The following is a 25,681-nucleotide window of genomic DNA, read 5'->3' as shown; positions in this document are numbered from 1 at the left end:
TCAATCACCCACCTCTCTTTGCGCCGCATCCGGAAAGACCGTATCTATATTGTGCCCCGCATCCTCGAATATACCTACCGTTACGCCGTCAAACTTTTGGAATTTGCGATATCCAATGATATCTCCAGCATCATTCCGAATTTCTTCCGTGATCGCCGGCCGATTTGCGGTGTACGTCCCTGCCACGGTAATCTTTTCCGTATCCCAGCTTTCTGGAAACCAGGATTGCCCTGACTGTCCCAGCCTTTTCTCCGGTGCCGTATGGTTTTCCACCCCGCCTATACGGACACCATTGTCATATGCCATTTCAATGTTGTATGCAATCCCTCGGTTTGAAAGCTCGTTGAGATTTGCCTGCGAGTGCCCACCACCCGTCATGTTGCCGCCATTTCGCCCGCCGGCCGGTTTCTTCGGATTCGCAAGGTTGGAGAAATCTCCCACCGTTGAATGCCTTGCGGCTGAGCTTCCTACAGTTAATATACCATCTTCCCGCAATTCCTGCAATGTGGATTTTTTAATCTTTCTCAGCATTTCATCACTGTCGATCAGCCCGGCGTCATAAAGGGCCATTTTTGCCTTTCCGAGATATTTGATCTGTTTTTCTCTCGGCTTTTCCTTAAAGCTTTCAAGCGCAGAATAGGGTGTTATCCCGGCCTTTGCCTTATTCTGTTCATCCAGTTCCTTTTTCCATGCGCCATCATCCTCCTCAATATATTTTTGCTGAAGCTGTCGCCGCTCCTCCAGGCTCATTCCGAGAGCATCATCTGCCGCAACTCCCCTATGGATACAATGGCAATTCACAGTTTCGCTGGCAGGGAGGATTGGATCTCTGGGATACATGGGATGATAGACAACACCATCTCTCCCCTGTAATTCAAACGGTTTATCCTTTGGAACAATCTGGCCGTCCATATCTACATGATTTGGGCGAGGCTTATTTTTATGTGCCCCGGTATGCCGCCATTCCTTCCGATCCGTAGATGGGCTTTGCTGAATCGCCTCTTCTCTGGCAACCGAATGTGCCCGCAGCACTTCGGTAACAGCTACCCGCCGTGCCTGGTAATGTTCATTCCGCCAGCCTCCATCCATTATTTTCCGCGTAAGTGTCTCAATGCTTTCTCCCTGATCTATAGTTCTCTGGATAATATCCGTTATCTGTTGATGGGTATTTATTTTCATCAGCTGTCCCAGCCGCTGGCTCCATGAGGCAATCCAGCTTTTTGTTCTCTGCCGGATGACATCAACAACCAGGTCTCCGTCTGTTTCCTGCATATAAACCGTTGCCAGCTTAGGAACCTCTGTTTGGAACATATCTGCAGCGGCTTCCTGAACCTGCTCCGCAATATCATCTCCGTCAAGCATTTCAGATACTTTTTTCTGCGCCGCAGCCCATCCGGAATCCTGTTCCGCCGCCAGTGCTTCCACAAGATCATCTGTCTGGTTCTGAAGCGTTTCCGCTATCTCTTCCTGCATGGCATTGATTACCTCGACTGAATCTTCTGCATCAGCATACCCTTCATCAGCCAACACATCCGACAATTCATCATCAGCTTTTGCAAGATACTTGTCTATGGCCTCTATGATTCCATCGGCATTTGATATGAGAGCTTTTGCAATCGCCTGGTTATATTTTAACTGCCTCGGCATATCACTCACCCTCTTTCTCTCGATATCCTTTCAACGCCTTCCGGATTTCCAGCATAATAGGAATAATATCCGCATCAAAAACAGCTGCTTTCCGGATTTGCCCGTCAAGCTGCTCGATCTCTTCATCCGTAACCACTCTTTTTTGCCTCTGAGACTCTCTCTTTTGACCTGTAGGCTCGTTAGTCTGCGCCGACAGGCTTCCCAACGGTTCAGCCGCTAAACCCGCCTGTTGGCTTTGTGAGAGCGTTTTTGTATAAGCAAGCGGAATGTCTCCCCATTCCCCTTCGTAGTCCTCGCAGCCGTCTTTCCCCAGAACTTCATAAGTCAGAGCTTTGGCGGTATTGGGTGTCAGGCCGCCGGCCCGTTCCGTAATGTTCAGCATCTTCTGAATATCATCCGGATTGGTGATGTCTGGCTCATCGAATTGCGCCTCCACATGTTTGAAGCGATAACCATTCAGCAGTTTTTGATTGACTGCCCAGGCAAGGGACGTCCTTTCTGGCTGGAATACCTGTTTTTCAGTAACCTCCATTGCCGTCTGAGCCGTTGCCCTGTTAAAGTCTGTGGTATATCCCACATACAGATCCGGGAGTAGGAAAGCTGACTGCGTTTTCTTTCTTCCGTTCTCCTGGTACTCCTGAAACAGTTCATCTTTTTGTAGGATGGCAGCAAGATCCTTGATTTCTACTTCCGGCTGTTTCTGATCCGTAAATGCGGCCGTGGTCTCCAAGGTGTCCGTCTCCAATACCAAAAAGGAGTGCTGTCCGCTTTCTCCTTCAATGCCGTCCATATACGCTTGCAGTTTGGTAAATGCCGAGTCTGTCAGCGTTCCACCCTTGACCAATATCATAAGCGGCGTATGCCTCCCATGCCGGAAATAATTATTATTTAAAACCTCTGCCCTTCGGTTCCCGTCCACGGTAAGCACTTGCCCGATCCAGCGGACTTCTCCGTATGGCATACTTCCAATGCGGAATTCGATAATCTCATTGGCCTGGTCATCTATGTCGATAGGAGCATCAGCCTCTCCTATGTACTCACCATTTCTCTTATCCATGATACGGGGATCTCCAAACTCCTTGAAGTACACCGTCTTACCGCCTACATTCTGCCGGAACTTGCGAAATTTCTTTTTTCTGTTGATTGCTTTCCCCTTGTAAAAATACTCGATATCCACATATGGCCGAAGCGGATATGTCATATCAACGGACGGCGTATCGATAATGAACTGCAGCTCCACGACCTCCTGTGCCTGATTCCTGATAACCTCGCAATAGGATATTCCATACGTTTCCCGGTCACGGATAACATTTTCAAATACCTCTTTTGTCTGCATATCCATATTGAGAAGCGCTATGATCTGCTTCAGCGTATCCCATTCCGCTTTCATCTCCGGCGTTTCTGTATCATAATCTTCTGCGTATCTCACAGAAATACCAAAACCGGCAATATTGCTCTTATATGCTCTGATGCACTGCGGCAAAATCGTGGAATTATCAACCAGAATTTTCAGGCCGCGCATATCAATGGCATGTGGTATCCAGTCAGAAGCAGATATCTGTATGGACGGATCCAGCTGTTCGCCCTTATCCGACTTCTCCACCTTCTGCTGCTCATAAAATACTGTCGGTGTATCCATGCTGGAGGATTTTATTATTTTCACATCCACTCTTGGCGTAGGAGCTTTCTTTTCATCCATCAGCTCTTGCCTCCCTTCTTCTTATAATTCATTGGCAAACACACAAGCAGAATACAGTCCCCTTCATCCGGAGAGGAAAGCCCCCTGTCTTTCATATCCTGTTTGCTCTCTACTTTCTGTTTGGCATTACTCCCAAACTCAAATTTCCGGCAAGACAGCTGGCCGATAAGGTCACTGTCATCCGGCAAGATCACTTCTGGCACATGGGGACGCCCGAAATCATCATATGGCGCAATCAGATCCCTTACTACCCCCATCATATAGGTTGTCGAATCCGCATAATGCCGGTGCTTTATTGGCACTCCGAAATTCACTGCCAGAATAGCCATATCCCCAAACACTTCCGGGTCAGAACGTTTCCAGTTTCTCAGCTGATCAACAACACCGCCTCCGACACCGCCATCATCGACTTTCACGCCAATCTGTCCCTGGAATCTAAACCGCTGCTTCAATTCCTTATAGAGCCGCGCTATCATGCTGGCCGTCCAGGTGGTATCCTTCCCGTTGTACTTTTTATAGATTTGGACTACTTCATTTACCCGATACCCTATGCAGGTTTTATCATCGCCAAACCGGGCCACGTCACAGCCTATCTCAATCAGCTCCACTCCGCTCACATCTACCGGCTGGAGATTCCCGGCGCCGTCCCGGTATTTTCCGAATGCTCTGGCTGTAGGCTCTGACATTTCGGTTTTGATACTCTGCTCCAGAAACGAGATAGGGATAAACACATCATCTTCCTGCTCTGGGAACTCCCCATATACACGGACACGGACCACATTGCTGCGCTCCCCATACTTTCGCTTCATGGCATCGATATTCTCTTTATTGGTACGCTTGCTATGCTCCGCATTTACCGTATGACAGCGATACAAGGCCCTGTCTGCAGTATGGCTTTCATAAAACGTGCCGCTGGTCTTTGTCGGATTGCCCATCAGCAGAAGTTTGTTATTGGCTCCAGCCAGAGTACCGGTAATTGCCTCCATAATCGGATCTGCTACGCCCGATGCCTCATCCACAATGAAGAGCATATTGTCCTCATGGAATCCCTGCATATTCTCCGGCTTGGTCGCTGTCCTTGCCACCGCAAACCAGCGTTTTTCATATCCAATCATGTAAACGTATGTTTTGGTCCATTTAAGGAGCATTGGGAGTAGCGGAGAATTATTCATCCACTTATCAACCTCAGACCACAATACATCGTGAAGCTGCTGCTTTGTAGGGGCCGTGGCCACAATGCGCGGATACGGAAAGCAAACCAGGAACCAAAGAAGCAGTGCCGCTTCCTCACCGGTTTTCCCGACACCTTGCCCTGATTTGACTGACACTCTCGGATAATCCCTCAAATCATAGGCCACCTCGATCTGCCAATCATCCGGTTCAAACAGCAATACCTCGCGCATAAATAAAACCGGATCGCCTCGCCACAGCGGGATGCTTTCATCAAGGAATTCTTCAAGCCATTTTTCATTTTTCATCCCGCTGCCTCCTTGCCTCTAAAACTTTTTGGGCCCAGGTCTTCACAATATCATTGCCAGCCTCTTCATTCTCCAGCTTTTGGCTCTCCGTCCTGAGTCTTGACAGTGCCTCTATAGCCTTTGTCTTTGCCCTCTGCACTTTGGTTAATTCAGCCTCCAGGGCCATTATGCTGCTCATGACAGCTTCCGTGTGCGTGACGCTGGTTTCTGTCACCTTCTTATATTTTCCAGCACCGGCACTCTCTCCATCAAAATCTGTCACATCCTCCACCTTTTTGGTCTTGGATGCCGCTTTTACGGAAAGCCCATGGTTCTCCGCTTCCAGCTCCCGATAGTGCTTGATCCTCTGCATCAGGCGGCGCTCCCGTATGGAGAACATTTGCAGCTGCATAAGCAGGTGTTCTTCCTCGGAATCCCCCATACTTTCAATCATGCCCAGTTCTTCATCGTCCAGGGTATCCCAGTATACCTTGGAATAGGCTCCATGTGTTTCTGCGTTTTTATTTCTTTTAGGGGTAGATGGGGCATGGCCAGCAGCATTCTTATTCCCTCTCGGCGCTCCTTTTGGTTTCCGAGCGTTCGGTTTCTTTTTATCCGAGCGTTCGGTTTCTTTTTTTTTACTCTGTTCGCTTTTATTTCCATCCCATTTTTGGGTAGATTTCCATCTGCGGACAGTGCTGTCCGGTACGCCGATTTTCTTCGCAATATCAACCAGTTTCATCCCATCCTGGTATAGCTTTTCTGCTTCAATACTGCTTGGGCTTCTTGCTCTTGCCATTCATCACCACCTCGCTATTTGTTTTGTTTTCATAAAAACAGAGGGAGGCAATGCACTCCCTCGTTGTTGTGTCATACGGATACCGATTGATTTAACATTAAATCTTCGTTATAAACTCCGCTTTCGAGAACCCCTGATCCGGCTTGATCATCATTTTCAGAAAGTCTTCTTTGGAAAACTCTGAAAGCCGGAAGATTTCCTCCGGCCTCATTCCCAGCTGCTTCCCAATTTCTTCCACGGATTTCCCCTCTGCCATCAGCTCCTTTACGATTGCTTTCATGGGTCCCAGCAGATGCGTACCTCTCGCCCTGTTATGGGTAACAGTTCCATAGATATTCCCGGCCTTATCCTTATGCTCCACAATTACCACCGGCACCTTCCCGTCCAGCATGGAAACCAGAGGCTCTTCTCCGGCAACCGTCCATCTGTGGAATCCGTCAATAATCGTGAAATCCGGCCTTACCACAATCGGCAGGGTCCAGCCATTGGCAAGTATGGATTGCTTCAGCAATTCCAGGTTCTGTTTTGATACTTTGTTTGGGTTGTAGTCGTTCGGTTTCACACTCCCCCTGTCTACCCATCGGAGCGTTGACAGCGGGCCAGAAATCTTATTGTCCATTCGGCAGCCCCTCCTTTTTCTTGGCTTCTGTGATATATTTTCCATAGATCCTCTGGTATAGCGCCCGGAACGAACGCAGCTTCGGATCGCCCGATATAAGCCCTTCATAAATCGCCTTGCAGTCCTTATTGTCCGCAATAGCAGAAACACTCATAAAAAAGTTTCGGTATCGGTTGGCCACATATCGCTTATGCTCCGTCCGAAAATTCCCATCCATGTCAGAGAACAGCTCCAGAAGCGCCGCCTTGTAATCCTTTTCAGCGCTCCCCTTTTCATTCTGCTTTCTGGCTGTGGTATTTCTCCCGAACATCTCACTGTCCCAATAGAGGGCAGCGAGATAAGCGTTTGGTTCCCTACGAATGATCCGCTCCATCAGATCCGGATAATACTCATTCATTTTCACAAGGCTCTTGGCCGTGTCAATGGAGAAAAACTGCGATACCCTCAGCTGGCCCTTCTTTGTCCCGGACTGCCATAAAAACAGGTATATCTCCGGAATATCCACTTTTTCCCGCAGTAGATAGAGCCATACATCATTGTTGGTCCAATCATAGATCGGGAATACCTGGTGCTTATTCGTCATGGACTTTCCGGCTCTCAACATTACTGCGATATTTTGCAGGCGCTGTACGGATTCTGCTGTCCGGATTCCGGTTATGGTAATCCCCGCTGTGCATAGCCTCGGCAGGAAATCCTGATACGCATCTATGCGGGGCCGCAAGAGCGGATGGTCCCGGATTGCGAATGATGGGGGCTGCCTTACCCATACATCCTTTTTATATCTGTCCCAGCAGATGAAAGTTTCATCGTTGGACAGTTCGTTAAAGCAGTTGTAGTGTTTCACCTCAAGGCAGAACCACTCAAACTTTGCCCCAACTAACATGAATTTTTTGCGCCATTCCCGCACCTTTTCCTCCATGCATGGGAAAATGGCTTCTTCATCAATGAATTGCACAATGAGCTGCGCCGGATCGATCTCGCCAGTCTGGATCAGATTCATTACCAGCTGCGACATGCAAAGGCTGTCTTTCCCACCGCTGAAAGACATATAAACCGGGAGACCATTTCGGAAAACATTCCGGATTCTGATCTTTGCAGCTTCCACCACATCGATGCTGGCCGGGCATCTTTTTATAGCCATATCTTTTCTCCACATTTCGGGCAGACAACAAATTTTCTTATCTCGGTGGGATCTTCATTGTCTGCCGCCGGCTCCTGCTGCACTACTGCGGCCGGGGCCTGTTCTGACTGCTGTTCTCCCTGGCTGGCCTGCATCTGCTGATCCCTTTTCTCCGCCGCCTCCTTAATGCTCCGGATCTCATCTTCATCAAGGGTTCCATATTCAGAAAGCTTGCTTGTGATATCCTCGGCCTCCGACACCATCTGTTTCAGTATTTCTTCATCAAATCCGGGAATATCCAGATCGCCCTGCAGGTCCTCCAAAAAGCTGTTCAACGTCTCCAGGTTCTCAATCCCCAGGCTGAAAATCTTATTGTCAGCGATCATCAGCTTCTTTTTCTGATTTTCAGTGAGATTGTCATACCGGTACACGTCTGCCGTGTCCATCCCCATCGCAACGAGGGTATCATACAGGCCGTTCCCTGCCAGAATGATATTCTTTTCATCCACGACAATCGGCCTGATCTGCCCGAACATTTCCACGCTCCGGCGAAATTCTTTGATCTGCTGCTCTGTATGGATCCTGACATTCTTCTCAGGCTTTACCAGATCAGCCAATTTCATTTTTACCACTTTCATGTCCGCATCCTCCAAACTGATTTGGTAGGAGCGTCTGCAACGTATGATCTATATGCCATCTGCAAATAGCAAAATTGACAGCCATTGCGGACATTTGCCTGCAAGTGCTGTCAAGTGAAAACATTTTATTTCAGACTATCCAAAAAGTCTTTTGCGCTCTGGATATGTTCTGCCGCCTCCGTTACGATAGAGCCGTCTATCTCATAGATCTCTGCCCAGGCATTTTCCACGCTTCCGGTCCACTGCCTTGCCGGCCATGGATGCGTGCCGCAGAGATACCCGTTTTTCCAATCATAGATTGGCGGCATCTCCAGATTGTGATAATGGATATATGCCAGCATCTGTTCATGTGTCCAGTCGGAGAGCGGGCTGTATCTCGTCACGCCCTGATTGTTGGTATAGATATTGTCTCCCCTTCCCACATAGTTCCCATCTGCCCGCCGGCGTCCCAAAAGCATCATATCCAGCTGGTTCTCTTTGTAATATTTCGCCTGCCCTCTATGCTGAACGATCTGGAACCACATAGACGCATATTTGCTGTCCTGTGGGAAAAGCATCTGCGGATGGGCGGCCAGCCATTTCATGTCCTGTCCTGTGTTGATTATGGACAATTCCGGAGGCTTATGAGCATCCACCCATTCTATAAACGCTTTGTACTCCAAATTGCAGATAACGAGCACACAGGAGGCTATCCCCGCCATACGGCAGATTTCCCCCAGAACCAGGGAATCCTTTCCGCCGCTCCATGCATATGCGGCTTTCTTGCCCCTGGTTTTCTTTTTAATCTCCTTCACGGTTTTATCCACCAGCTGATCCAGCTCTTTCCGGCTCACGGCCTGCTCGATCTTTGCAAGCGCCTCGATCCATTCAGAATTTTTGATCCGCTGCTTTCTTCCAAGTATTTCACCCATGGTCCTCACCCCGCTTTCTGGTCACGGCCAGAGCCACGGCTCCGGAGAGGATAACGGTCAGAAGGCTCCCTGCAGTCTTGCAAACGGCTATCCCCTTTATATTTCCATACCCGAACACCGGCAGTCCGATCAGCATGGCGGAGATAACTCCTGCCACGATGCCCTGCGGCGCCAGCCTTACGCCTTTAAGGGTAAGAACCGTTGGCAACAATGTGGAGGCTCTGAGCGTTCCGTACATCAGGAAAAAGTGCGTTACCGTCAGCCCCGGGATATTTGCTACCGCAATGCCGGCGGCCAACAGCAAGATCATGGAGAGCTTTGTTTTCCCCATTGTATTTTTCCGAAAAATGTCTGTTGTGAGGGAAGATACTGCGCACAGGTTACTGTCAATCGTGGACAGCAGGCCGGAAATGATCATAAACAAAAACGGGATCACCGCCCAGGCCGGAAATAATGTGCTTATCAACTCAAAATTGACCACCCCGGTATCCACCGCGGCATATCCCATGCCGGCGCCGATAAATCCGAGGATCCCCATCGACAGCGGCACAATGCCAAACAGCAGAGCTCCTACCAGAAATGCCCTGCCGACCCTGTCTTTTTTCACGCAGAAAGCCCTCTGCCAAAAGCACTGATCCCCAAACGGCCCGGATATAAGCCCGATTGTGGTCGGAAGCCCAAATCCGAGGAAAATCTCCAGTCCACTTGCCGAGAACAGGCGTCCGGCATCCCCTGTGGCCCCTCTTAAACCCGTAAGCAGCGTTTCCAGCCCTCCGCCATTCTTTACACCAAAAGCCACAAAACCTATGCTGGCGGCCAACATGAAGACCATCTGAATGGCATCTGTCAGTATCGAGGCCCTTATCCCGGAAAACTGGGAATAGGAAAACGCAATCGCCGCCATAATCACCGTCATGGCGGTAAACGGGATCCCGGTAAGCATACTTAAAATCTTGCTGCCTGCCAGCAGCTGCACCCCGGTAGATAATACCGACAATGCGCCGAGCTGGAGCAGGTAAATGTTCTTCACGGAGCCGGACCGGTATTTTTCATGCATATACCCGGAAAGAGTGATCCCCTCCGGCATTTCCTCCCTTATCCTTTTTGCAAAAGGGATGAACAGTATCAGGCAAAGCACATTCGGTACCAGGAACCAGAAGAGCCCTGCAAAGCCCTTTGTGTATGCGTTCTCGGTTGACGTGAACAGCGCCGGCGCCCATATCCATGTGGCGGCTATGCTCAGCGCGGATATTCCCCACCCGATATCTCTATTCCCGACACAGAACCTTTCGACATTGCCCTCTTTTTTTGTCATAAGCACCGTTGCCCCAAACATTACCACCGCATAGGCCAACAGCACGATCAAAGTGTAATTCATGGTATTCCTCCTTATTTTCTTTTGGAGGAGCCCTCATGCCATCCTCTCCCTGCTCCATCTCCTTTCCCGGAAAAATTGCACGAAAAAGGAAGCCCGGAATACTACCAGGCTTCCCCGACGTTCGATTTAGAATTTTACGAGTACAATTTTCCCACTTTTATATTGTAATGTCAATGGAAAGTTTTTTGAGCCGGAGGATTTATCGAACGTTCAATCCGTCCACCCCAAAAATGAGCGCCGTCAGCCTCTCAATCCCTACCCGGAGATCCGAATATACACTGTCCTTGGAAATATTCTGCTTTTCCGCAATCTCCTTGGCCGAAAGCGTATCCTCCGCCATATACATATCCCATACCACATTGTACCGGCGCAGATCAATCTCCCTATTGGTGGACCTGTCACAGTAAGAATAATACAATCCGAACATAGTTTCGATATGAGATACAATGATAGCCGTCCTGGTGGCGCTGTTCTTGATGCTCTGGATGATAACCTCGTCATTATAGATGGACATCATGGATTCAAGAATATCCAGCGCCGACTCCTTCATCTGCGTCCGGCCAAAAACGGAATTTTCTGCATGCTCCTTCAGCATATGATAATTCCGCAGAAGAAGTTTGGTATTGCGAAGCCGCTTGTCGGCCCGGTGGCTGTACTCCTTCTTCCGTTCCTGTTCAAATGTCTTGAGCGCCTCCCTTGCCCCAATCGCAGCTGCTTTCTCATATATTTCACGAAGTTCTGTAGCTGAGAGACACACGATCTTCTCTGGTTTCGCTTCTTCCTCAGCTTTGCGTTTTTGTTCCCGGACCGGCTTTTCCGCATGAGCACGCAGAGCTTCTTCTACTGCTTCGGGTGTAATTCCCATTTCTGCGGCAATCCTCTCGGTTCTCCAGCCGGCCGATCTGAGTGCCGCCGCCTTCCCGGCATCAATATTTTTGTTGTCTGTTTTCATGCAATCGCCCTCCTGATCCTATTTCAATTTCTATCAGATTATGTTATAATCTAACTGTCTGTTGGAGGGTTGCGAAAGCACTCTCCTTTTTTACTGCCCCAAAAGTGTCTGCAGATAATCTTCCATGGATATCTGTCCCGGGAGATTGTGATCGGCTTCTTCCACTGCCGGTACCGGCATATCGGCATCCCTGTGGCTTGCATGCGGGGCAATGCCAAATTTCCTTTTATAGCAGACCGGACCATACCCCAGCTCCCGGCTCTTTGGGTTCTTTAATTTTCTGCCGCAGATTGAACACTTCATAGCCCTCCCTCCGCCAGCCGCCTTATGTACTGCCGTATGACTTTTGAAACCGCCGCCGGCTCCATGCGCATTTCAGCCGCGATATCTTCATCGGTCCACCTTGCCCTTTTCAGAGCCATTATTTTTCCAGTATCGATACGCTTTGGAGCCTTTTCCTCCGGTTTTTCCTTGACTCGCTTCGGTTTTTGGGATTTTAATACGCTTTTTGTCTTAGCCATTTGCTTCCACCCCTTTCCGCAGGGCGCATTCCGTACATAAGGCAGTGGCTCCCTGCTGAAGCACCACTGAAAGCAGCGGTGTCTTCCAGCATTCACATCCACACGCCGGGCATTGTGTAAGTTCCCATCCATCCCGGCCGACCGGAATATTCTTCCTCATGGGCATCATGGCATATCCGCCTTTTTCCTTTGGGCCTCTCGGCCATATCTTTACTTCCACGCTTATCCCTCCCCTCCCACGTTTTGTAATTTCTGATCAATAATCGGAATCAGCATCCTTGCCGACACCCTCATGTGGATCCTGGTAGGCGCCTCCACAATCTTGTAAAGCATATCCGTATATACCTGCTCTGCAGATAATCCCCTGGCATATTCCTCTGCCTGCTGCCTGGTTTCATCCACAATCGGGATAGTGCTGCACTTCTCAGCAATCTCATGAATCAGCTGCCTTGCCTCGTTGGAGAAAACAACCGTATTGTCTGATTTGACAATATCCATATCAAGCAGATCCGCAATCATATCATCAAGTTTTTTCATACTCACCATCCGCCTTTTCATCATTTCAGAATTTTGTAGGATTTCCATCCATTCCTGCTCTTGCTGACAAGTTAGCGATAATACCACCCTGTCATTTGCAACCCAATCTAACACCCTGTTCTGTTCCATCCTCCGCCTCTCCCCTTTCAATACCGGCCATCCGGCCAATCTGCTCGATATGGAACCGATAATATTCCTTTCCAGGGACAGCTCCCCATTCTTCCCTTCCGGTTCCGATAGATAATTTACACATGACCTCCACTTCCGGAGAATCACGTCTATATCCGTTCTGGAGAATGACCGGATGGGCCTTGATCGTGCCCTGGGCCCTAAGCAGCTCCAGAACAGTCTCCGTTTCCTCGCTGGGAAATCCCAGCCAGTGTATAATCCTCACGGTCCAATATGGTTTTATCTCCCGGTATTCATCTTTTTTCTCTCCGGAAAGTATCATATCAAGCCACTTGCGCTCTATGGGAAGTATCAACATAGCTCACTCGCCTCCTTTTGTAAATGGTTTTCCTTTATCCTTCTAAGATTATCCAATGCTCTCTGCAGATCATCCTCTACACGCCCTAATTCTTTCGGATAGCTGCTGCTCAGAGCATCATCCAGATCTTTTAAAGTATCATCCAGATTTCGGTACCAGCGCCATCCTAATATCTGATGCTTTTCCAGAATCTCCTCGATCTTACGGAGCTGCTCAAGCCGTCCCTCCACATCGCTCAGGCGCTCAAGCCTCTCCTGGCAATTTTTGAGATCCTTTGCCATCTTACTTCCGAAGTCTCGCCCTATCTTCCTCTTTTCGCTCTGATCCGCGAGATAATCTCTGGCATATTCTGCCCGGTCCTCATAAAACGGTATCCGCTCCTGATCCAGCCGGCTGTAAATGATATACTTATAAACTCCCACCGGCTCCTCGATTTTCCGATAAACCGCCCTTCTCTTTTTCATGAGTTTCCCTGTTTCGGGATAATAGTAGATCAGGCCGACATTTTCCGGAATTTCATCCTTTGCCACCAATCCCGCAGGAACCACGAAATAAAATTCATTACAGTATTGCAGATACAAATGCCATTTATTATCTCCAAGGAAACCGCTGCGGCTTACCTTGATTTCATATCCGGTTATACATGGCGCCGTATAGCTTCTGGTCATTGCCAGTCCGTCAAATTTGAGCATTCCTTGTGGATCCGGAAAGTATGTAGAGCAGGTTTTGCACTCTGTAAGGAAATAATCCTTCGGATGGTATTTAGCCAGCGCTTTCTTTATTTCTGTTGATGTTACTTTTAGCACCTGTCTCACCTCCTTCTTTCTTGGCCTCTTTCCCCCTACCACTATATTTCACAGCTAAAGCCATCGCATCCTCTCCAACATCATCTTTTCTCTCTTTCGCCTCCATTTTCTTTTTACACTTCTCCAGCTGCTTTTCGTAGTCATATTCGATCTGTTCTGCCAGCCGGTCGGCCATCTTCGTGAACACGCCCCGATAATATGCCTGATAAAAGACATCATCAGCCTTTATTTCATCCAACATATTTATATAATCGTGCAGCATACAGATGATCAGCACCACATCATAGTATGAACAGCTGACCACATAGTCACACATCAGGCGGAGATTGATGGCTTTTTCAATCATCACCTGCTTTTCTTCCTCCCGGGACATTTCTTTTTCGACCTCATGGAGAAACTGAAACAGGAACCACAGCCGTTCTTTTTTATCCATCACATTCCACCTTTCAACTAAATTTCCACGCATCCATTCCATACAGATTGTGGCTTTTCCCTGTCAGAGTGATCTTATCCGTAAATTCCTCTCTGCAGCTTTTCTTCGCTGCCCTTCTCATTCCCCGAGAAGTGCATCTCTTTATATGCCGTTTGTACCCAGGACCGACAAATCTGTTTTTATGATACATTCCCATAGGCACCTCCTATTTTTTTATCAGCCTTATCCTTTTTCTGTTCCTTCTGGCTCCATAATCAGACATTACAAATTCCACGCATTCTTCTTTGCGCTGGTTCAGTTTCCGGCGATCTCCATCATATACCCGGCAATCATCACAGTTAAAACACGGCTCCTGCATCTCCCCTGGCTTAACTCTGTCCAGTGATTGCTCCGCATTATTCACGCAAAACTCGCATAGACAGTTGGCACATAGACATACCGGATCTCTTACCTTTTCAAACAGCTGCTCAAATTGTGTCCGGGGTGGCTTCAGTTCGCTTTCTGGTGGTTTCTCTATGAAATCAAATATATCCATTTGCCTATACATATTACCTCCCACCATGCGCAACATAAAAATATATTATGAGGCGCTTTCCATCAAAGCAATAAGCTGATCTTCAAGGCTCATTCTGCGGTAATCATCGTAACAATCAGGGCATATAAAATAATTACCTTCACGATGAAAAGTCTCCTCCATTTCCATCAGATCTTCAAGATCATCATCTGTAAACTGCTCTCCACACAATGCACATTTCATATAATCAATCTCCTTTAATCACCGGATAAGAGAATTCCGTTGTTCAATTATGCGTATCATTGAAATTCTCCATGGCCCACTTATTCCCCGTTGCTGCTACCGCAAGCCGTGTACGCTCCTGCGGTGTCAAAATCCCATGCTGAACGCTGTCCAGTGCCTCCATAGTCCCGCAGTTATCGCAGATCATCGTTTTATTATCCATTCTCGATACGGCCAAAAGCCGCTCAAATTTTCTTCCACATTTCGGACATATCTTCATACTAAACCTCCAAAATCTTCAAAAGTCATCTGAATATTAGCCGGCTCAAAGTTCATCCACAGCACTTCTTTTTTCTTGGAGTTGACCTGGGAATAAGATGTGTTTTCCCGGCGCTCCCATTTAGAAAGAATGTCCCGATACAATTCTGTATCATAGCCGCTTATCATGGCTGGTCCTTTATGTTGGAGCAAAACCTTCAGCAGTTCCTCATGTTCCATATCATCCATTTCACATCGGTATTGCTTCCCGTGCCTAGTCTCCAACACATACGGCGGATCGCAATATATCAGCACGTTTTCAAAATTGAACCGTTTTATAAGTTCAAGCGCCGGCCTGTTTTCAATCTGTACGCCCCTGAGCCGTTCAGCAGCCTGCATAATCTTCCCCGGCAGATTGCACCAATCCTGTGATGCGTAGGAGCGCTCCCGCCCCTGCACATCATTCTTCCAGCCCACACGCTCCCCGGAAGTCCGGAAACCATGTCCCATATTAAGCCTGATATAGAAATTCAAAGCAGCTTCAAATTTGTCCTCTGGAATTTCCTCATATGACCTTTCGTATACTTCCCGTGCGTATGGTGTCATATAAATCATTCCTGCCAGCTTTTCCGGATTTTCCCGTATGCACTAAAAGAGATTAACAACATTGCAATCCAGGTCATTAACCGTCTCGATATGGGATCTAGGCTTATTGAACAGGACGGCTCCGCTTCCAAAGAATGGCTCCAGATAGCTGTGGTGCTTTGGGAAAAATCTTATGATCCAATCTGCCAGCGACCACTTACTTCCCGGATACTTCGCTATCGCTTTCATCGGCCTTACGCTCCCGGAGCCAATACCGGCTGATCGGCTCCACCAGCCCCATCCTCCCCCGCTTCTGCTGCCGCCTTCCGTATCTGTTTTAAAGCCATCTGGTACCCAATGGCCCACAAATACACACGCTCGCTGATCCGCTTCCCTATATGTGCAAATTCTGATTCCCACCACGGATCCGCATATCTCTCTGCAAGTTCAACAAAGGCATCAGGATACGGAACATTTTCTCCAAAAGTCATTTCATCGCATAATCTGAGCATTTCTGCAAAATCTTCCTCAACCTCACCTGCTGATATTCCATGATTCCAATTTCCATCATCTTTCAGAAATTCTTCCTTTATGCCCTCAAGGTCTGACACGATATCGTGCCATTGATAATCATATGTGTCGGAAGAACACTGGAATTTTCCCATGAAGTATGAGATATCATTGATATAACACGCCAGCTTATCCGGTGTTACATGATTGAACCAGCTGGCTATGCAGTCTCCCAGATCCCCACTGACAATCAGATTTCCTTTCTGGCAATCCACAATATATCTGACCGCATATTCTCCGCTGCCGCTCTTATCCCTCCAATCCAAAATCAGGAAATCCTCATTTTCCAGTACCACCGTAGCTTTATGATTCTTAAATCTTTTCATGCATCTGTTTTTTATGCTTTCGTCCATGTCTGCTCCTTTCCGGGCGGCAGCGCCCGCCGCCCTGGTTTATTTGTGTGATATCATTCCTTTCCGAGACCAATCGGAGTATGTGGCGCTAATTTATATTGCCACCGGGAGAACGATTGTCTTAAAATCGCTGTCCTCGGCCTCGACAATCATAGGCATCTTCGGGCCTCCAAAGGAAAGCCCTACATTCTCACAGTCGAACGCTTTCAGCGTTTCCAGTACCAGCCGGGCATCAAACCCTATCGTCAGCGTCTCCGCAATGTTCTCCTGAAGCTCTATCGTTTCATGGTAATCCGTGGTCTTATCTTTAATGCTCAGGCTCAGGGAACCTCCTTCCAGTTCAAACCTGACCGGACACCGCTCCTCGGTACACATCTTCGCCCTTGTCATCGCATCCAGCAGGGCAATTCTCGATACGACCGTATGTAACGGAAGTTCCTTGAATAGTGTCTGATACTTGAAATACTCCCCCTCGATCAGCCGGGTATATATTTCAAAATCCTCCGTTATAAATACTGCGCCCGTCTTATTGTGCCGGATCTGGACCTCCCCGGACAGCCCGAGTGACTTCATCTTATCGACCGTATTTTTCGGTATCAGTAGTTCAAATTCTCCGTCATAGTCTATTTTGTCCCATGCCAGCACATGGCCATCCAGTCCGGCAAAATTCAGCTGCCCGCCTGCCGCCTGCAGACACATGGCAGTCATTACCGTATTGGTATTCTGCGCCGGCACCGCATAGGATACACGTTTCATGGATTCCAAAAGCATTTCTGCTTTAATCCTCAGCTCACTTCCCTCATCCTGAGAAGCCGTTGTAGGAAACTGTGCCGGATCCAGCGTCTGATACTTATTTTTGATCTTGTCAGCCTTGATCGTGATGATATTGCCAGCCGCAGCGGAAATTTCCATCTCTCCATCCGGCAGGTTATTGATCAGGTCAAACGCCCTTTCCGGAATGATGAAGGATTCCCCCTCTGTGCCCTCTATCTTCGCCTTAACGGTCATTTCCATATTGCTGGCGATTAAATAACCATCCCGGACCAAAATACCCTGTAAGACCGGCATGGTGGTTTTCTTCGGCACCACTCCCTTAATTTTGTTCAGCTTCTGAGCCAGGTCTGTTTTCTGTATTTTCATCTTTCAATTCCACTCCTTCCAAAATGAGTATTGTGCATTGCTTCTCCTGCAACCGGTACGGCTCCAGTTCCTGTTCCGTCATAAACTTATGCCCGAACAACTCTTTCATCTTTTTCCAGATATCCCAGGGAACCCTATAAAACTTCATCAGCCCTACGGATACCATCACATAGCAGTGGGCCCCAAACTTCTCATAAATATCAAGGCTTTTCCACTGGGTATCCGTAACGGCATTCTGATTGATTCTGTCGGAATCCGTGTGCTTGGCCTCAAACATAATCCCGCTGCCATCACATAAAATGCCTTTATAATCCGGCTGCCCTTTCTTTTCATAATAACCACGGACAACTCCTCTTTCGTCCTTGCTGGTGATGTGGAACGGCTCCGGCGTCTTTTCTATATGCGCCCAGCCATTCCGCAGATAAAATTCACAGGCATCCGTGATCCAGCGCTCAAAGGTTTCTCCGGCAGCTTTGCTCCGCCTCCCGATCAGCTGCCGCCTCGGATCAGACATTGGCCTCACCAACCTTTGTCAATCCGTCTGCGGCATAACAACCTCTATAACCTTCGAGCCATACACAAAGCGTTCCACATACTTCCTGCGGTTCTACTGTAACAATAAACTCTTTTCCCTTATTCTTCTCAGGAACATGGTACTTGTCATTCATAACAACCTTATCTCCAACTTTTAACATTCTGCTCTTACCTCCAAATGCTTTTCGAGGATTGCCTGAATGCCCTCCAGCTTAGTTGCCCCGATTCCCCGGACATTTCCAATCTCATTGATAATTTTCTCAATGCTGATCGATCTGTATTTAGGTGCCTGAGCCTTTCCCTGGTTAAAACCCTCGCTCCTGGCTTTCTCCACCCGATCCTCCACGTAATGCACCAGCTGCTCGTCAGTCATTTTCCGCATCTTTACAGCCTTTTCGTGGATAATACTTTCGTCTGTTGTGCGCCTGCAGTTTCTCTTCTTCGCCATAGCAATCTTCCTTTCCTCTCTTGATACTCTCCCTATGGCTATGCCGGCGGTAATGTCAGCATAGCCCTCTCTGTTCCTATTCCATTTACCCATCTGTATCACCGGGGCCTATTGTAATGCTGTCTGCCAATTCTGCCAGATGGGGAATATCCAGCCCCAGATCCCGGCAGAATTTCTTGAAACATTCCTTGCACATAAATCCAAACTGTTTCGGCTGCTCTCCGCGCCTGGATCTCGCCAGCAACGTAATCATGTCGCTCTTTTTCAGCCGGACCTTACATTCGGCACAGACATCATATATTTTCGCTTCCATCTTCGGACTTATCGCCGAGTGCTGAAGCTGCTTTGGGAATTCTCTCCGCATTCCGTCTTCTCCAACGATAGGGAGCAGACTATCCTTCATAAACACCGGGATCCCTGACTTCTCACACCATGCCACGATATCCTCTATCCACTCCTTCTGTGGGATGATCCTGTTTTTACTGCGCCCGGTTTCCGCACCGATAATTATCCAGTTAGGAGAAAATTCATCCCGCTCCCACAGGCAAAACGGCGCATGAATCGGCTCAATGCTCCAGAATGTATTGTGTGCATTTGACACGAAACATTTATCTTCTGGCCTGGTGAGCGTGGATCCGTACCACATATTTTTACCCGCCGGGAGGATTCCGGCTGAATCAATGCGCTTATATCTTTCCGGGTTCTTTGTGAGAAACAGGTAATTATGTATGGGGTACTTCTGGCAGATATTGAATATCTCCGCAATCCACTCATCCGGCACCCAACTTCCGAACACGTCCGCCATGGCGCCTACAAAAATATTGTTTCCCATTTTCAGCTTTGCGGGAGTATCCAGCCGGTACCGGTGCAGCGTAGGGGCAAATCCAAAGGGATATACAAGCGGATTCCCTGTTTCATTCAGCATTGGGGCATCCAGCACATATAAGTCTTCTCCCCCATCAGCCGCCGGCACCATGGAATAATCCTTTTTTGCCATCTTATTAAGCCTTACATCACCGGAAAACCGGGCAACCATGCGCCGGGCATAGCAGTATTCGCAATTACGCCGGCATCCCGTAATGGGATTTAATGTGTGGTCACACCACTCTATCTTCGACCTGTTCATGTTCCCCGCTCCTTTCCGCAAACCCTAATTCCTTTTCTTCTTTCCACTCAATTCCCTTGAAGCTGACTTTCTGCCCGCACTGATCGCAATATCTCGGCTGGTAATTCGGTCCTGCGTTCAGAATGCTTCCGCACCTGGGACATAAATGCTTCTCGCATTCTGTAATCACAAATCCGTATTTCAGATACGTTTCTGTTCTTGCCGCCGGCCTCCTGGCTATGTTCTTGGGAATCCAAACTTTTCTAAGCATCTGCATCCTCCTCCCAAAATTCCACGAAATACATTGTCTGCCCCTTGCCACCGGGGCGCTCCTTTCCGATCCGGGCAGCATATCCCGCTTTTATCAGCAGACAACAAAGAGTATTCCGGTCTTCATCATTCAGCTTCATAAGCAGATTTCTGATCTTATGCCTTGCCTTATCCGCCATTTCATCCCGCCCTCCTTCCCTTTACAGAATTTTCTGCCTCGCTCTCCTCCTTCATTTTTCGCTCGAAAGCCTTAACGAAAGCTTTAACATCTTTTGTCATACCACAGTTCTTTTTGCCTCTGCATTGGATGACTTTTCCGTCTCTATATTCCAGTGTAAAATAAGGGACGTCCGGAGCAGTTTCCTTTCTAATAAACAGAATCATGGTTTCGCCTTTCGCAACTCGCTCTACATAGGTTCCTACACAGTGATGCAACGTCCGGCCCTCTTCCTTAATCTCAGATCCGCTCTTGGGAAGAATGATCATCAAACCTCTGGCCTTCATCATCATCGCCGGAATACCCTCGGCGGCGTCTAAAGCTTTCTTGATTAACTTCTCTAATTCTTCCTGACGTTTCCGTTCCTGTTCATCCTTAAATGCCTGATATTCTTTCATTACCCTATCATGGGCCTTTCCAAAATCCGGAGGGAGCAATACATACATATCTTTTATGTCATACTTCAATGTTGCACTCCACGAAATATAGTCCAACCAGTCTTTTGCCAGATTTCTATATCCCTCACGCATCCGTTCCTTTTTGCTGTAGCTTTCCGGAGAACACCATGCTGCGTGGCAGGGGACTTCTTTATGCTTTGGCAAGACAGTTCTTTGCTTATCCATATATTTGTTAAACTTCCGTATGCTCATATGGGCATTGATAACCCCGATCAGTTCATCATTTCCTCCGAACCGTTCGCAGAAACCACGGATATCTTCTCCCTGCGGAAGAATATTATCGGATTCACACTGTTTCAGTAACCTTAATTCAGCAGTGCCTCCGTCAATCTCTCTCAGTATTGAGATATATTTTTTAGATATCCCCAAAATAGTCTCTGGTGTCTTGCCATTTAAATCAAGCTCGTATGCATGCCCTTCCACAATTTCACCGGTCAAATTAACAAGGCCGGCCTTTAAAAACATTTCCAGATAGGTGTATCGAGGATATGTATTCATAAAGCGCCATACCGGTACTGGATCACAGGCAAGTTTCTTTTGGTATAAGTCCAAAGCGCAATACCGGTAGAAAGTCCCCTTAAACACCTCCGGCAGGTTCTCTGTATAAACAACAGCACTTGCACAATTTTTATGATTCTGATCTGGACACCAACGCGGAAGCCCATGCTGTTTGTATATCCCCCATTCATATGAATCAATTTTAATCTCCACGTTATCTTCTTCCAAAAACGCTCTACAGAGTTCACTTATGCTAAACGATTCCTTGTAGTTATAATCTCTTTGGATTTCCTGATGGACGTGAAAATATCTCGACACAATCACAGTCGAAACTTTTTGCATCAGGCACACCCATTTACTGTCTCTCTGATAGGTCGGAAAATATCCTTTGGGGATGAAAGTTACAGGGCTACCGCAGTTAGGGCAATTCCCCCGCTTTTTATTTCGGGGTTGAACAGATTTAACATCTATTCGGACAGTCCTTTTGCAATAAGTACAGTATCCCGTTGTCATTTTCTTTTTGCTTGCGGCCTCATACACCAGATACCTTTTATCCCCCATCGCAATCTCATGCACCCATTTTTCAAATCCTTCCGGCTTTTCTGGTACCATCTCCATTTTCTTATCAATTTTGTCTGTTTCTTTTTTATGCTTAGCCTTCAGCCGCCTGTCGAGAACTTCATCCTGAAATTTCCAGATTGCATCCCATACATTCGGATCTTCCCCCTCGAAATAGGCTTTCATATAATATTTCGCACTGATAAAATCTGAATCTGATGCGAATGTAACATCATGCCCCTTTTCTTTGGTATTCCACCAATACCACCCCAAAATTGACTTGAAACTTCCAGTTTTCCATTTCACTCTTGCGCTAGATAGGTCCTGCGTGATATAATCGCTCCGGGAAATAAATGTCCTAAATGCTGCTCCTGTTTTCTCCTTGACGAGTTCTGACCTCTGGAAGAAATTCAAGAGCAGTATTTTTTCTCCATCCACATCAATAATTTTTGCTGTCGCAATATACCTGTCCCCGTCTGTTCTTTTCGCCAGACGAATCATATTTTCAGACGCCTTGGGCTTTTCTATCCTTGAAAGCGATCTCTTATTCATATTAACCACCCCCTACATGCCCATCATTGAGAACAGATCCATCTGGCCGTCCATCTCTTTCGGGTTTTTCTTGGGCTTCGGCGGCGCTTTAGGCGTTTCTGCTTTAGGAGGAACGGAAACCTTTTCCGTCTTCTCAGCATTTCCTTTCGCTTTAACCGTTTTTCGTTCTGTCGCAGTTTTTACCTTTTTAGCTTTTTCAGTAGCGGTCTTTTTGGCCTTGTCCTCGGCTGTCTTTTTGGCTTTCTTCTCTTCCTCAGCCTTATCGTCCTTGTGGTAATAGTCCTCGGCCCATTCATATACCACATCATCACGAACAGCAGCACAATTCCCATGCGCCTGTTGTCTGGCCTGGCGATAGATATATTCAAAACACTTTTGCCAGGTCTTATGATCCTGCACCACATCCTCGGCCAGCCCTTCATCCTCCCGGCATCTCTCCAGAAGATACCCAATAATCGGATCCGCAAAAGATTTGTCTTTGGCCGCCGCCAGCTCCTTTTTCAACTTTTCCTCAGCTCGCTGTTTGACCAGCCTACTGTCTTGTTCGCTGGTGCTCTTGCCTTCCACTGGTTTGGGCGGCTCCTGGTTGCTTTCAATGTTTTCCCCAGTTACATCAGGTGTGCTATCCGGTTCATCCTCCTCCGCTCGCTCCGCCTGCGGAGCCTCGCCAGCTTCCGGATCTTCCTCCGTCTGTTCCACAACCAAATCACTTTTCCTATCCGCATTATCTTCCTCCCTGGTGTCCGTATTCTCCGCCGCATCCCCGGCGCCGCCGTTCATCAGCCATTCATATTCCTTTTCAAGCCTCTCATTCGTCACATCAAAGAGAGTGTCCCCGGCAGCATCATAAAAGACCGTTACCTCTGGACGCCGCAATGTCCTGTACGTCTCGCCCATCACGACAATATCAGGGCTTTTATCCTCGGCATTATATCCGCTTTTCAGATACTCATTTACAACCTGATTCCAGATCGCTCCATAGGCATTCTCCGCTGTGCTTTCAGCCGTGAAGTGCTTAACCTCTTTTTTCTCTTTCATGCTATCCCTGACTTTCTGCCACGTTTCCGACTGCAGAGCCTTTTTGCTCTCTTCCGACAAATTTCCATCAAATCCTTTGACTCCCATACTGCGCCTCCTTTTCTCCAAAATCGAAAAACATATAAAAGTGCTCTTTTTCCACTGTTTTTTCGGTGGTTACAGTTCCACCCATACTTCCCAGCGAATGAAATATCTTCCGCCACTGCCACACATCCGACTGGAACATTGGCATATACCACATTTCCTGCCCCTCGTTTTCCCTGGGGAATAATACCGGGCCGGTCAAAGGGTTGGTAATCGTATTCCCTACACAGATATAACCGGCACATCCCAAGAGAGAAAGCTGGATATAACACATCTGAGCCACCACCCGATCCACGTCCTGCCCTACAAAAAGCACATGGTTCTGGAAATTATATTTGGATCCTTTCAAGGTATTTGCTGCTGCTATCAGTGTTGCCCCTGCGCCGCATGCTGGATCACAAATGGATATGTACCCCTGTTCTTCTATCTGCCTGTCAACGTTCTCCACGGTCATCTGCGACATCATTTTGCATACGTTATATGGGGTGAAAAACTGGCCTTTCCAGTGGTTTCCCAAGTTCAGATTCATATACATTTTTCCGAGAAAGTCCTGCTCCGGCTCATTTTCCAAAGCCATGACGATGATATTGAGTATCTCCGCCGTTATTTCCACTGATCCGAGTCTCTCTATACATTGGGCATATTCCTTTTCCCTCGCCTCAAAATGCTTCTGTGTCCGATCTGTCACATTGCTCAGGGTACATGCGATTGCGCTTATCAAGTCGGCCCATACCTGCCAGGAGCTTCTGGAATAGCAGAGCCGGTTGAATACATCCAAAAATTCCTTTTCGGTACCCTGTATGATTTCACTCCGCTTTGCTCTAGCCACCTAAAATCCTCCTTCTTGCCTCCTCAAATTTCCTTGCCCGTTCCTCCATCTGCTCCTGCGTGAGATCTGCCCTCGGATCCGGCGGTCTCTCTGCTGTCTCAATCCTCGGTGCCGGTTTCTCTTCAATGGGCGGAATATACTGCTCTTGCAGCATTGCTTTCCCCTTTGCCACAAACTCTGGCAGTTGGAGGCTGTCCTGCAAATCACCAGCCCTGGCTTCATATGCTTCCCTGAAATTCGCTCTGTCAGCTGTCGGATTTTCACTACAACACAGCCTGGTCCATCCGAGATTTTTCACTATCGTCCTGGTAAGTTCATCCATGGTTTCAAATGCTTCCTGCGGACGTTCCCGACCATACGTGGATATCGCTTTCTGCACCACGCCCCACGCTTCGTCAAAGCTCAGCACTGGCTGCCTGCACCGCTCCATGCACAGCTTCCGGATCTCCGCTATGTTCGGGGGGAATACGTTGGTGCATATATGCTCCATAACCGCATTTTCAGCCACCTCATAGGGGATGTCTCTCAGCATCATGTACCAGAAATCCATAGATGCCTTATCCTCCAGTATCTTTGAAGCCGGGTAGGCAGATTTGATTCCGATGGAAATTGTTGCAAACTGCTGTTTATCCATTATTCGCCCACTCCCTTGCTCCCGCTGCAAACTGCTCTACTCTGGAAGCGCCGGCAGGCTCCCGGTTTGCTATGGGCCTATACCTCGGCGTCCCTCCCCGATCCTGCTCTTTTTGCAGCCATGTTGTTATAAAGCGCGTGATTCCGCGTGCCGTTTTTCTCTTTGCCGGATTAGACATCAGCCAGCCTTTCATGTTCCGCAGGCATTGCATGACATCAACAGCCGGATAAAGTTCCATCCATCCCTCCACGTCTCCCCGTGTGACGGCATATTCCTCCCCGGTATTCAGGGAGAGCGTGATCACCGGCGGCTCCGCAGCGGCTTTCTGCTCGGAGCATATATCCGCATTGGATTCCGATTCGGATTTGGATTCCGATTGGATTGGATTACGGACGCATTTGTTGTCCGATGCTTCCTTTTGCTGTCCTTTGCTGTCATTTGACAGCAGAAGTTCACAATCGCATGTGTACTCCGGATATTTACTTTTCTGGTTACGGATCCTCTGATGTTCCGCCCAAGTTACCAATTGCAGGTACGGTCTTCCCTGTGCCTTATACACTCGGACCAAGCCTACCGCCGACAACTTATCAAGCGCTTTATCAATATCCTTTTCCGTAACATCCTTTAAGGGAAAGCATGAACCCTTGATTATCTTTGCCCTGCCGTCATATCTCCCAAAATCATCACAGATCACAATCAGCCTATAGAACAGAACTTCTTCAAACCAGGATAAGGAATCTATTTCTTCACTTCTGCAAATGCTCTCTTTCAATATCCTGTTTGGCATCCCACCACTCCTTTCATTCCCGG

Annotated in this window: 36 protein-coding genes; all 36 read right to left on the bottom strand. The window is 47.9% G+C overall.

Annotated elements, in window-relative coordinates; translation table 11 throughout:
* The 36 genes from NSB25_RS20135 to NSB25_RS19960 all read right to left on the bottom strand — a co-directional run bounded on the left by NSB25_RS20135 (position 1) and on the right by NSB25_RS19960 (position 25,658).
* Entirely contained in the window at positions 1–1,647 is a 1,647-nt protein-coding gene (locus NSB25_RS20135; RefSeq protein ID WP_103241054.1) for an EndoU domain-containing protein, read from the bottom strand.
* A gap of 1 nt (position 1,648) precedes the next feature.
* Positions 1,649–3,346, bottom strand: coding sequence for a phage portal protein (locus tag NSB25_RS20130; protein ID WP_103241055.1), 1,698 nt, complete (start codon positions 3,344–3,346; stop codon positions 1,649–1,651).
* Positions 3,346–4,824, bottom strand: coding sequence for a terminase B (locus NSB25_RS20125; RefSeq protein WP_103241056.1), 1,479 nt, complete (start codon positions 4,822–4,824; stop codon positions 3,346–3,348). Before NSB25_RS20125 ends, NSB25_RS20130 begins: the two co-directional genes overlap by 1 nt.
* The gene (gene terS / locus NSB25_RS20120; RefSeq protein WP_103241057.1) at positions 4,814–5,602 is read right to left on the bottom strand and encodes a phage terminase small subunit; all 789 of its coding nucleotides are present in this window, start codon (positions 5,600–5,602) and stop codon (positions 4,814–4,816) included. Before terS ends, NSB25_RS20125 begins: the two co-directional genes overlap by 11 nt.
* A 97-nt stretch (positions 5,603–5,699) precedes the next feature.
* Positions 5,700–6,221: a ParB N-terminal domain-containing protein gene (locus NSB25_RS20115; protein ID WP_103241058.1), complete on the bottom strand. Its 522-nt coding sequence runs from the start codon at positions 6,219–6,221 to the stop codon at positions 5,700–5,702.
* Entirely contained in the window at positions 6,211–7,362 is a 1,152-nt protein-coding gene (locus tag NSB25_RS20110; protein ID WP_103241059.1) for a phosphoadenosine phosphosulfate reductase domain-containing protein, read from the bottom strand. The genes NSB25_RS20115 and NSB25_RS20110 overlap by 11 nt, the downstream gene beginning before the upstream one ends.
* Entirely contained in the window at positions 7,353–7,979 is a 627-nt protein-coding gene (locus NSB25_RS20105; protein WP_103241060.1) for a ParB/Srx family N-terminal domain-containing protein, read from the bottom strand. The genes NSB25_RS20110 and NSB25_RS20105 overlap by 10 nt, the downstream gene beginning before the upstream one ends.
* Before the next feature lie 125 nt (positions 7,980–8,104).
* Complete coding sequence (locus NSB25_RS20100) at positions 8,105–8,890, bottom strand: phosphoadenosine phosphosulfate reductase domain-containing protein (RefSeq protein ID WP_103241061.1); 786 nt, start codon at positions 8,888–8,890, stop codon at positions 8,105–8,107.
* Entirely contained in the window at positions 8,883–10,268 is a 1,386-nt protein-coding gene (locus tag NSB25_RS20095) for a sodium:solute symporter family transporter (protein WP_103241062.1), read from the bottom strand. Before NSB25_RS20095 ends, NSB25_RS20100 begins: the two co-directional genes overlap by 8 nt.
* Before the next feature lie 199 nt (positions 10,269–10,467).
* The gene (locus NSB25_RS20090; protein WP_242982530.1) at positions 10,468–11,220 is read right to left on the bottom strand and encodes a hypothetical protein; all 753 of its coding nucleotides are present in this window, start codon (positions 11,218–11,220) and stop codon (positions 10,468–10,470) included.
* 90 nt (positions 11,221–11,310) lie between these two features.
* On the bottom strand, positions 11,311–11,523 hold the full coding sequence (locus NSB25_RS20085; RefSeq protein WP_103241063.1) for a DUF6011 domain-containing protein: 213 nt from the start codon (positions 11,521–11,523) through the stop codon (positions 11,311–11,313).
* The gene (locus NSB25_RS20080; protein WP_103241064.1) at positions 11,520–11,741 is read right to left on the bottom strand and encodes a hypothetical protein; all 222 of its coding nucleotides are present in this window, start codon (positions 11,739–11,741) and stop codon (positions 11,520–11,522) included. The genes NSB25_RS20085 and NSB25_RS20080 overlap by 4 nt, the downstream gene beginning before the upstream one ends.
* On the bottom strand, positions 11,734–11,961 hold the full coding sequence (locus NSB25_RS20075) for an alanine racemase (RefSeq protein ID WP_242982531.1): 228 nt from the start codon (positions 11,959–11,961) through the stop codon (positions 11,734–11,736). The genes NSB25_RS20080 and NSB25_RS20075 overlap by 8 nt, the downstream gene beginning before the upstream one ends.
* A gap of 2 nt (positions 11,962–11,963) precedes the next feature.
* On the bottom strand, positions 11,964–12,278 hold the full coding sequence (locus NSB25_RS20070; protein ID WP_120478977.1) for a hypothetical protein: 315 nt from the start codon (positions 12,276–12,278) through the stop codon (positions 11,964–11,966).
* A 91-nt stretch (positions 12,279–12,369) separates the two neighbouring features.
* Entirely contained in the window at positions 12,370–12,765 is a 396-nt protein-coding gene (locus tag NSB25_RS20065; RefSeq protein ID WP_207656177.1) for an ASCH domain-containing protein, read from the bottom strand.
* Positions 12,759–13,571, bottom strand: a complete 813-nt coding sequence (locus tag NSB25_RS20060; RefSeq protein ID WP_207656178.1) for an MmcB family DNA repair protein — start codon at positions 13,569–13,571, stop codon at positions 12,759–12,761. Before NSB25_RS20060 ends, NSB25_RS20065 begins: the two co-directional genes overlap by 7 nt.
* Positions 13,528–14,004 (bottom strand): hypothetical protein, encoded by a 477-nt coding sequence (locus tag NSB25_RS20055; protein WP_103241067.1) that lies wholly within the window; start codon positions 14,002–14,004, stop codon positions 13,528–13,530. Before NSB25_RS20055 ends, NSB25_RS20060 begins: the two co-directional genes overlap by 44 nt.
* Positions 14,005–14,017: 13 nt before the next feature.
* Positions 14,018–14,200 carry a hypothetical protein gene (locus NSB25_RS20050; protein WP_103241068.1) on the bottom strand — a complete coding sequence of 61 codons (183 nt, stop codon included), beginning with the start codon at positions 14,198–14,200 and terminating at the stop codon, positions 14,018–14,020.
* A 9-nt stretch (positions 14,201–14,209) separates the two neighbouring features.
* Positions 14,210–14,551, bottom strand: a complete 342-nt coding sequence (locus tag NSB25_RS20045) for a hypothetical protein (RefSeq protein WP_146040118.1) — start codon at positions 14,549–14,551, stop codon at positions 14,210–14,212.
* A 33-nt stretch (positions 14,552–14,584) separates the two neighbouring features.
* Positions 14,585–14,761 carry a hypothetical protein gene (locus NSB25_RS20040; protein ID WP_172455196.1) on the bottom strand — a complete coding sequence of 59 codons (177 nt, stop codon included), beginning with the start codon at positions 14,759–14,761 and terminating at the stop codon, positions 14,585–14,587.
* A gap of 43 nt (positions 14,762–14,804) precedes the next feature.
* A complete protein-coding gene (locus tag NSB25_RS20035; RefSeq protein WP_103241070.1) occupies positions 14,805–15,020 on the bottom strand; it encodes a hypothetical protein in 216 nt (71 codons plus the stop codon).
* Positions 15,017–15,604 (bottom strand): DNA adenine methylase, encoded by a 588-nt coding sequence (locus NSB25_RS20030; protein ID WP_242982532.1) that lies wholly within the window; start codon positions 15,602–15,604, stop codon positions 15,017–15,019. The genes NSB25_RS20035 and NSB25_RS20030 overlap by 4 nt, the downstream gene beginning before the upstream one ends.
* 42 nt (positions 15,605–15,646) lie before the next feature.
* The gene (locus tag NSB25_RS29755) at positions 15,647–15,832 is read right to left on the bottom strand and encodes a DNA adenine methylase (RefSeq protein ID WP_242982533.1); all 186 of its coding nucleotides are present in this window, start codon (positions 15,830–15,832) and stop codon (positions 15,647–15,649) included.
* Between the two features lie 5 nt (positions 15,833–15,837).
* On the bottom strand, positions 15,838–16,506 hold the full coding sequence (locus NSB25_RS20020; RefSeq protein ID WP_103241071.1) for a hypothetical protein: 669 nt from the start codon (positions 16,504–16,506) through the stop codon (positions 15,838–15,840).
* A gap of 93 nt (positions 16,507–16,599) precedes the next feature.
* Positions 16,600–17,646 (bottom strand): DNA polymerase III subunit beta, encoded by a 1,047-nt coding sequence (gene dnaN / locus NSB25_RS20015; RefSeq protein WP_103241072.1) that lies wholly within the window; start codon positions 17,644–17,646, stop codon positions 16,600–16,602.
* Positions 17,600–18,160 carry a Holliday junction resolvase RecU gene (locus tag NSB25_RS20010; protein ID WP_103241073.1) on the bottom strand — a complete coding sequence of 187 codons (561 nt, stop codon included), beginning with the start codon at positions 18,158–18,160 and terminating at the stop codon, positions 17,600–17,602. The genes dnaN and NSB25_RS20010 overlap by 47 nt, the downstream gene beginning before the upstream one ends.
* Positions 18,153–18,341, bottom strand: a complete 189-nt coding sequence (locus NSB25_RS20005; protein ID WP_103241074.1) for a hypothetical protein — start codon at positions 18,339–18,341, stop codon at positions 18,153–18,155. Before NSB25_RS20005 ends, NSB25_RS20010 begins: the two co-directional genes overlap by 8 nt.
* On the bottom strand, positions 18,335–18,721 hold the full coding sequence (locus NSB25_RS20000) for a hypothetical protein (RefSeq protein ID WP_242982534.1): 387 nt from the start codon (positions 18,719–18,721) through the stop codon (positions 18,335–18,337). The genes NSB25_RS20005 and NSB25_RS20000 overlap by 7 nt, the downstream gene beginning before the upstream one ends.
* The gene (locus tag NSB25_RS19995; protein WP_103241076.1) at positions 18,714–19,754 is read right to left on the bottom strand and encodes a DUF5131 family protein; all 1,041 of its coding nucleotides are present in this window, start codon (positions 19,752–19,754) and stop codon (positions 18,714–18,716) included. Before NSB25_RS19995 ends, NSB25_RS20000 begins: the two co-directional genes overlap by 8 nt.
* Positions 19,726–20,004 carry a hypothetical protein gene (locus tag NSB25_RS19990; RefSeq protein WP_103241077.1) on the bottom strand — a complete coding sequence of 93 codons (279 nt, stop codon included), beginning with the start codon at positions 20,002–20,004 and terminating at the stop codon, positions 19,726–19,728. The genes NSB25_RS19995 and NSB25_RS19990 overlap by 29 nt, the downstream gene beginning before the upstream one ends.
* Complete coding sequence (locus NSB25_RS19985; protein WP_103241078.1) at positions 19,997–20,182, bottom strand: hypothetical protein; 186 nt, start codon at positions 20,180–20,182, stop codon at positions 19,997–19,999. Before NSB25_RS19985 ends, NSB25_RS19990 begins: the two co-directional genes overlap by 8 nt.
* A 1-nt stretch (position 20,183) precedes the next feature.
* The gene (locus NSB25_RS19980) at positions 20,184–22,286 is read right to left on the bottom strand and encodes a PcfJ domain-containing protein (protein ID WP_103241079.1); all 2,103 of its coding nucleotides are present in this window, start codon (positions 22,284–22,286) and stop codon (positions 20,184–20,186) included.
* A gap of 12 nt (positions 22,287–22,298) precedes the next feature.
* A complete protein-coding gene (locus NSB25_RS19975; RefSeq protein ID WP_103241080.1) occupies positions 22,299–23,411 on the bottom strand; it encodes a Cas9 inhibitor AcrIIA9 family protein in 1,113 nt (370 codons plus the stop codon).
* Positions 23,392–24,237 carry an N-6 DNA methylase gene (locus NSB25_RS19970; protein ID WP_103241081.1) on the bottom strand — a complete coding sequence of 282 codons (846 nt, stop codon included), beginning with the start codon at positions 24,235–24,237 and terminating at the stop codon, positions 23,392–23,394. The genes NSB25_RS19975 and NSB25_RS19970 overlap by 20 nt, the downstream gene beginning before the upstream one ends.
* Complete coding sequence (locus NSB25_RS19965; RefSeq protein ID WP_103241082.1) at positions 24,230–24,871, bottom strand: replicative helicase loader/inhibitor; 642 nt, start codon at positions 24,869–24,871, stop codon at positions 24,230–24,232. Before NSB25_RS19965 ends, NSB25_RS19970 begins: the two co-directional genes overlap by 8 nt.
* The gene (locus NSB25_RS19960) at positions 24,864–25,658 is read right to left on the bottom strand and encodes a hypothetical protein (protein ID WP_103241083.1); all 795 of its coding nucleotides are present in this window, start codon (positions 25,656–25,658) and stop codon (positions 24,864–24,866) included. The genes NSB25_RS19965 and NSB25_RS19960 overlap by 8 nt, the downstream gene beginning before the upstream one ends.
* Positions 25,659–25,681 lie beyond the last annotated feature (23 nt).

This window comes from Acetatifactor muris (genome assembly GCF_024623325.1).
GTDB lineage: Bacteria > Bacillota > Clostridia > Lachnospirales > Lachnospiraceae > Acetatifactor > Acetatifactor muris.
The sequence above is the reverse complement of the archived record's forward strand: the minus strand, read 5'-3'. Positions and strand labels throughout refer to the sequence as shown.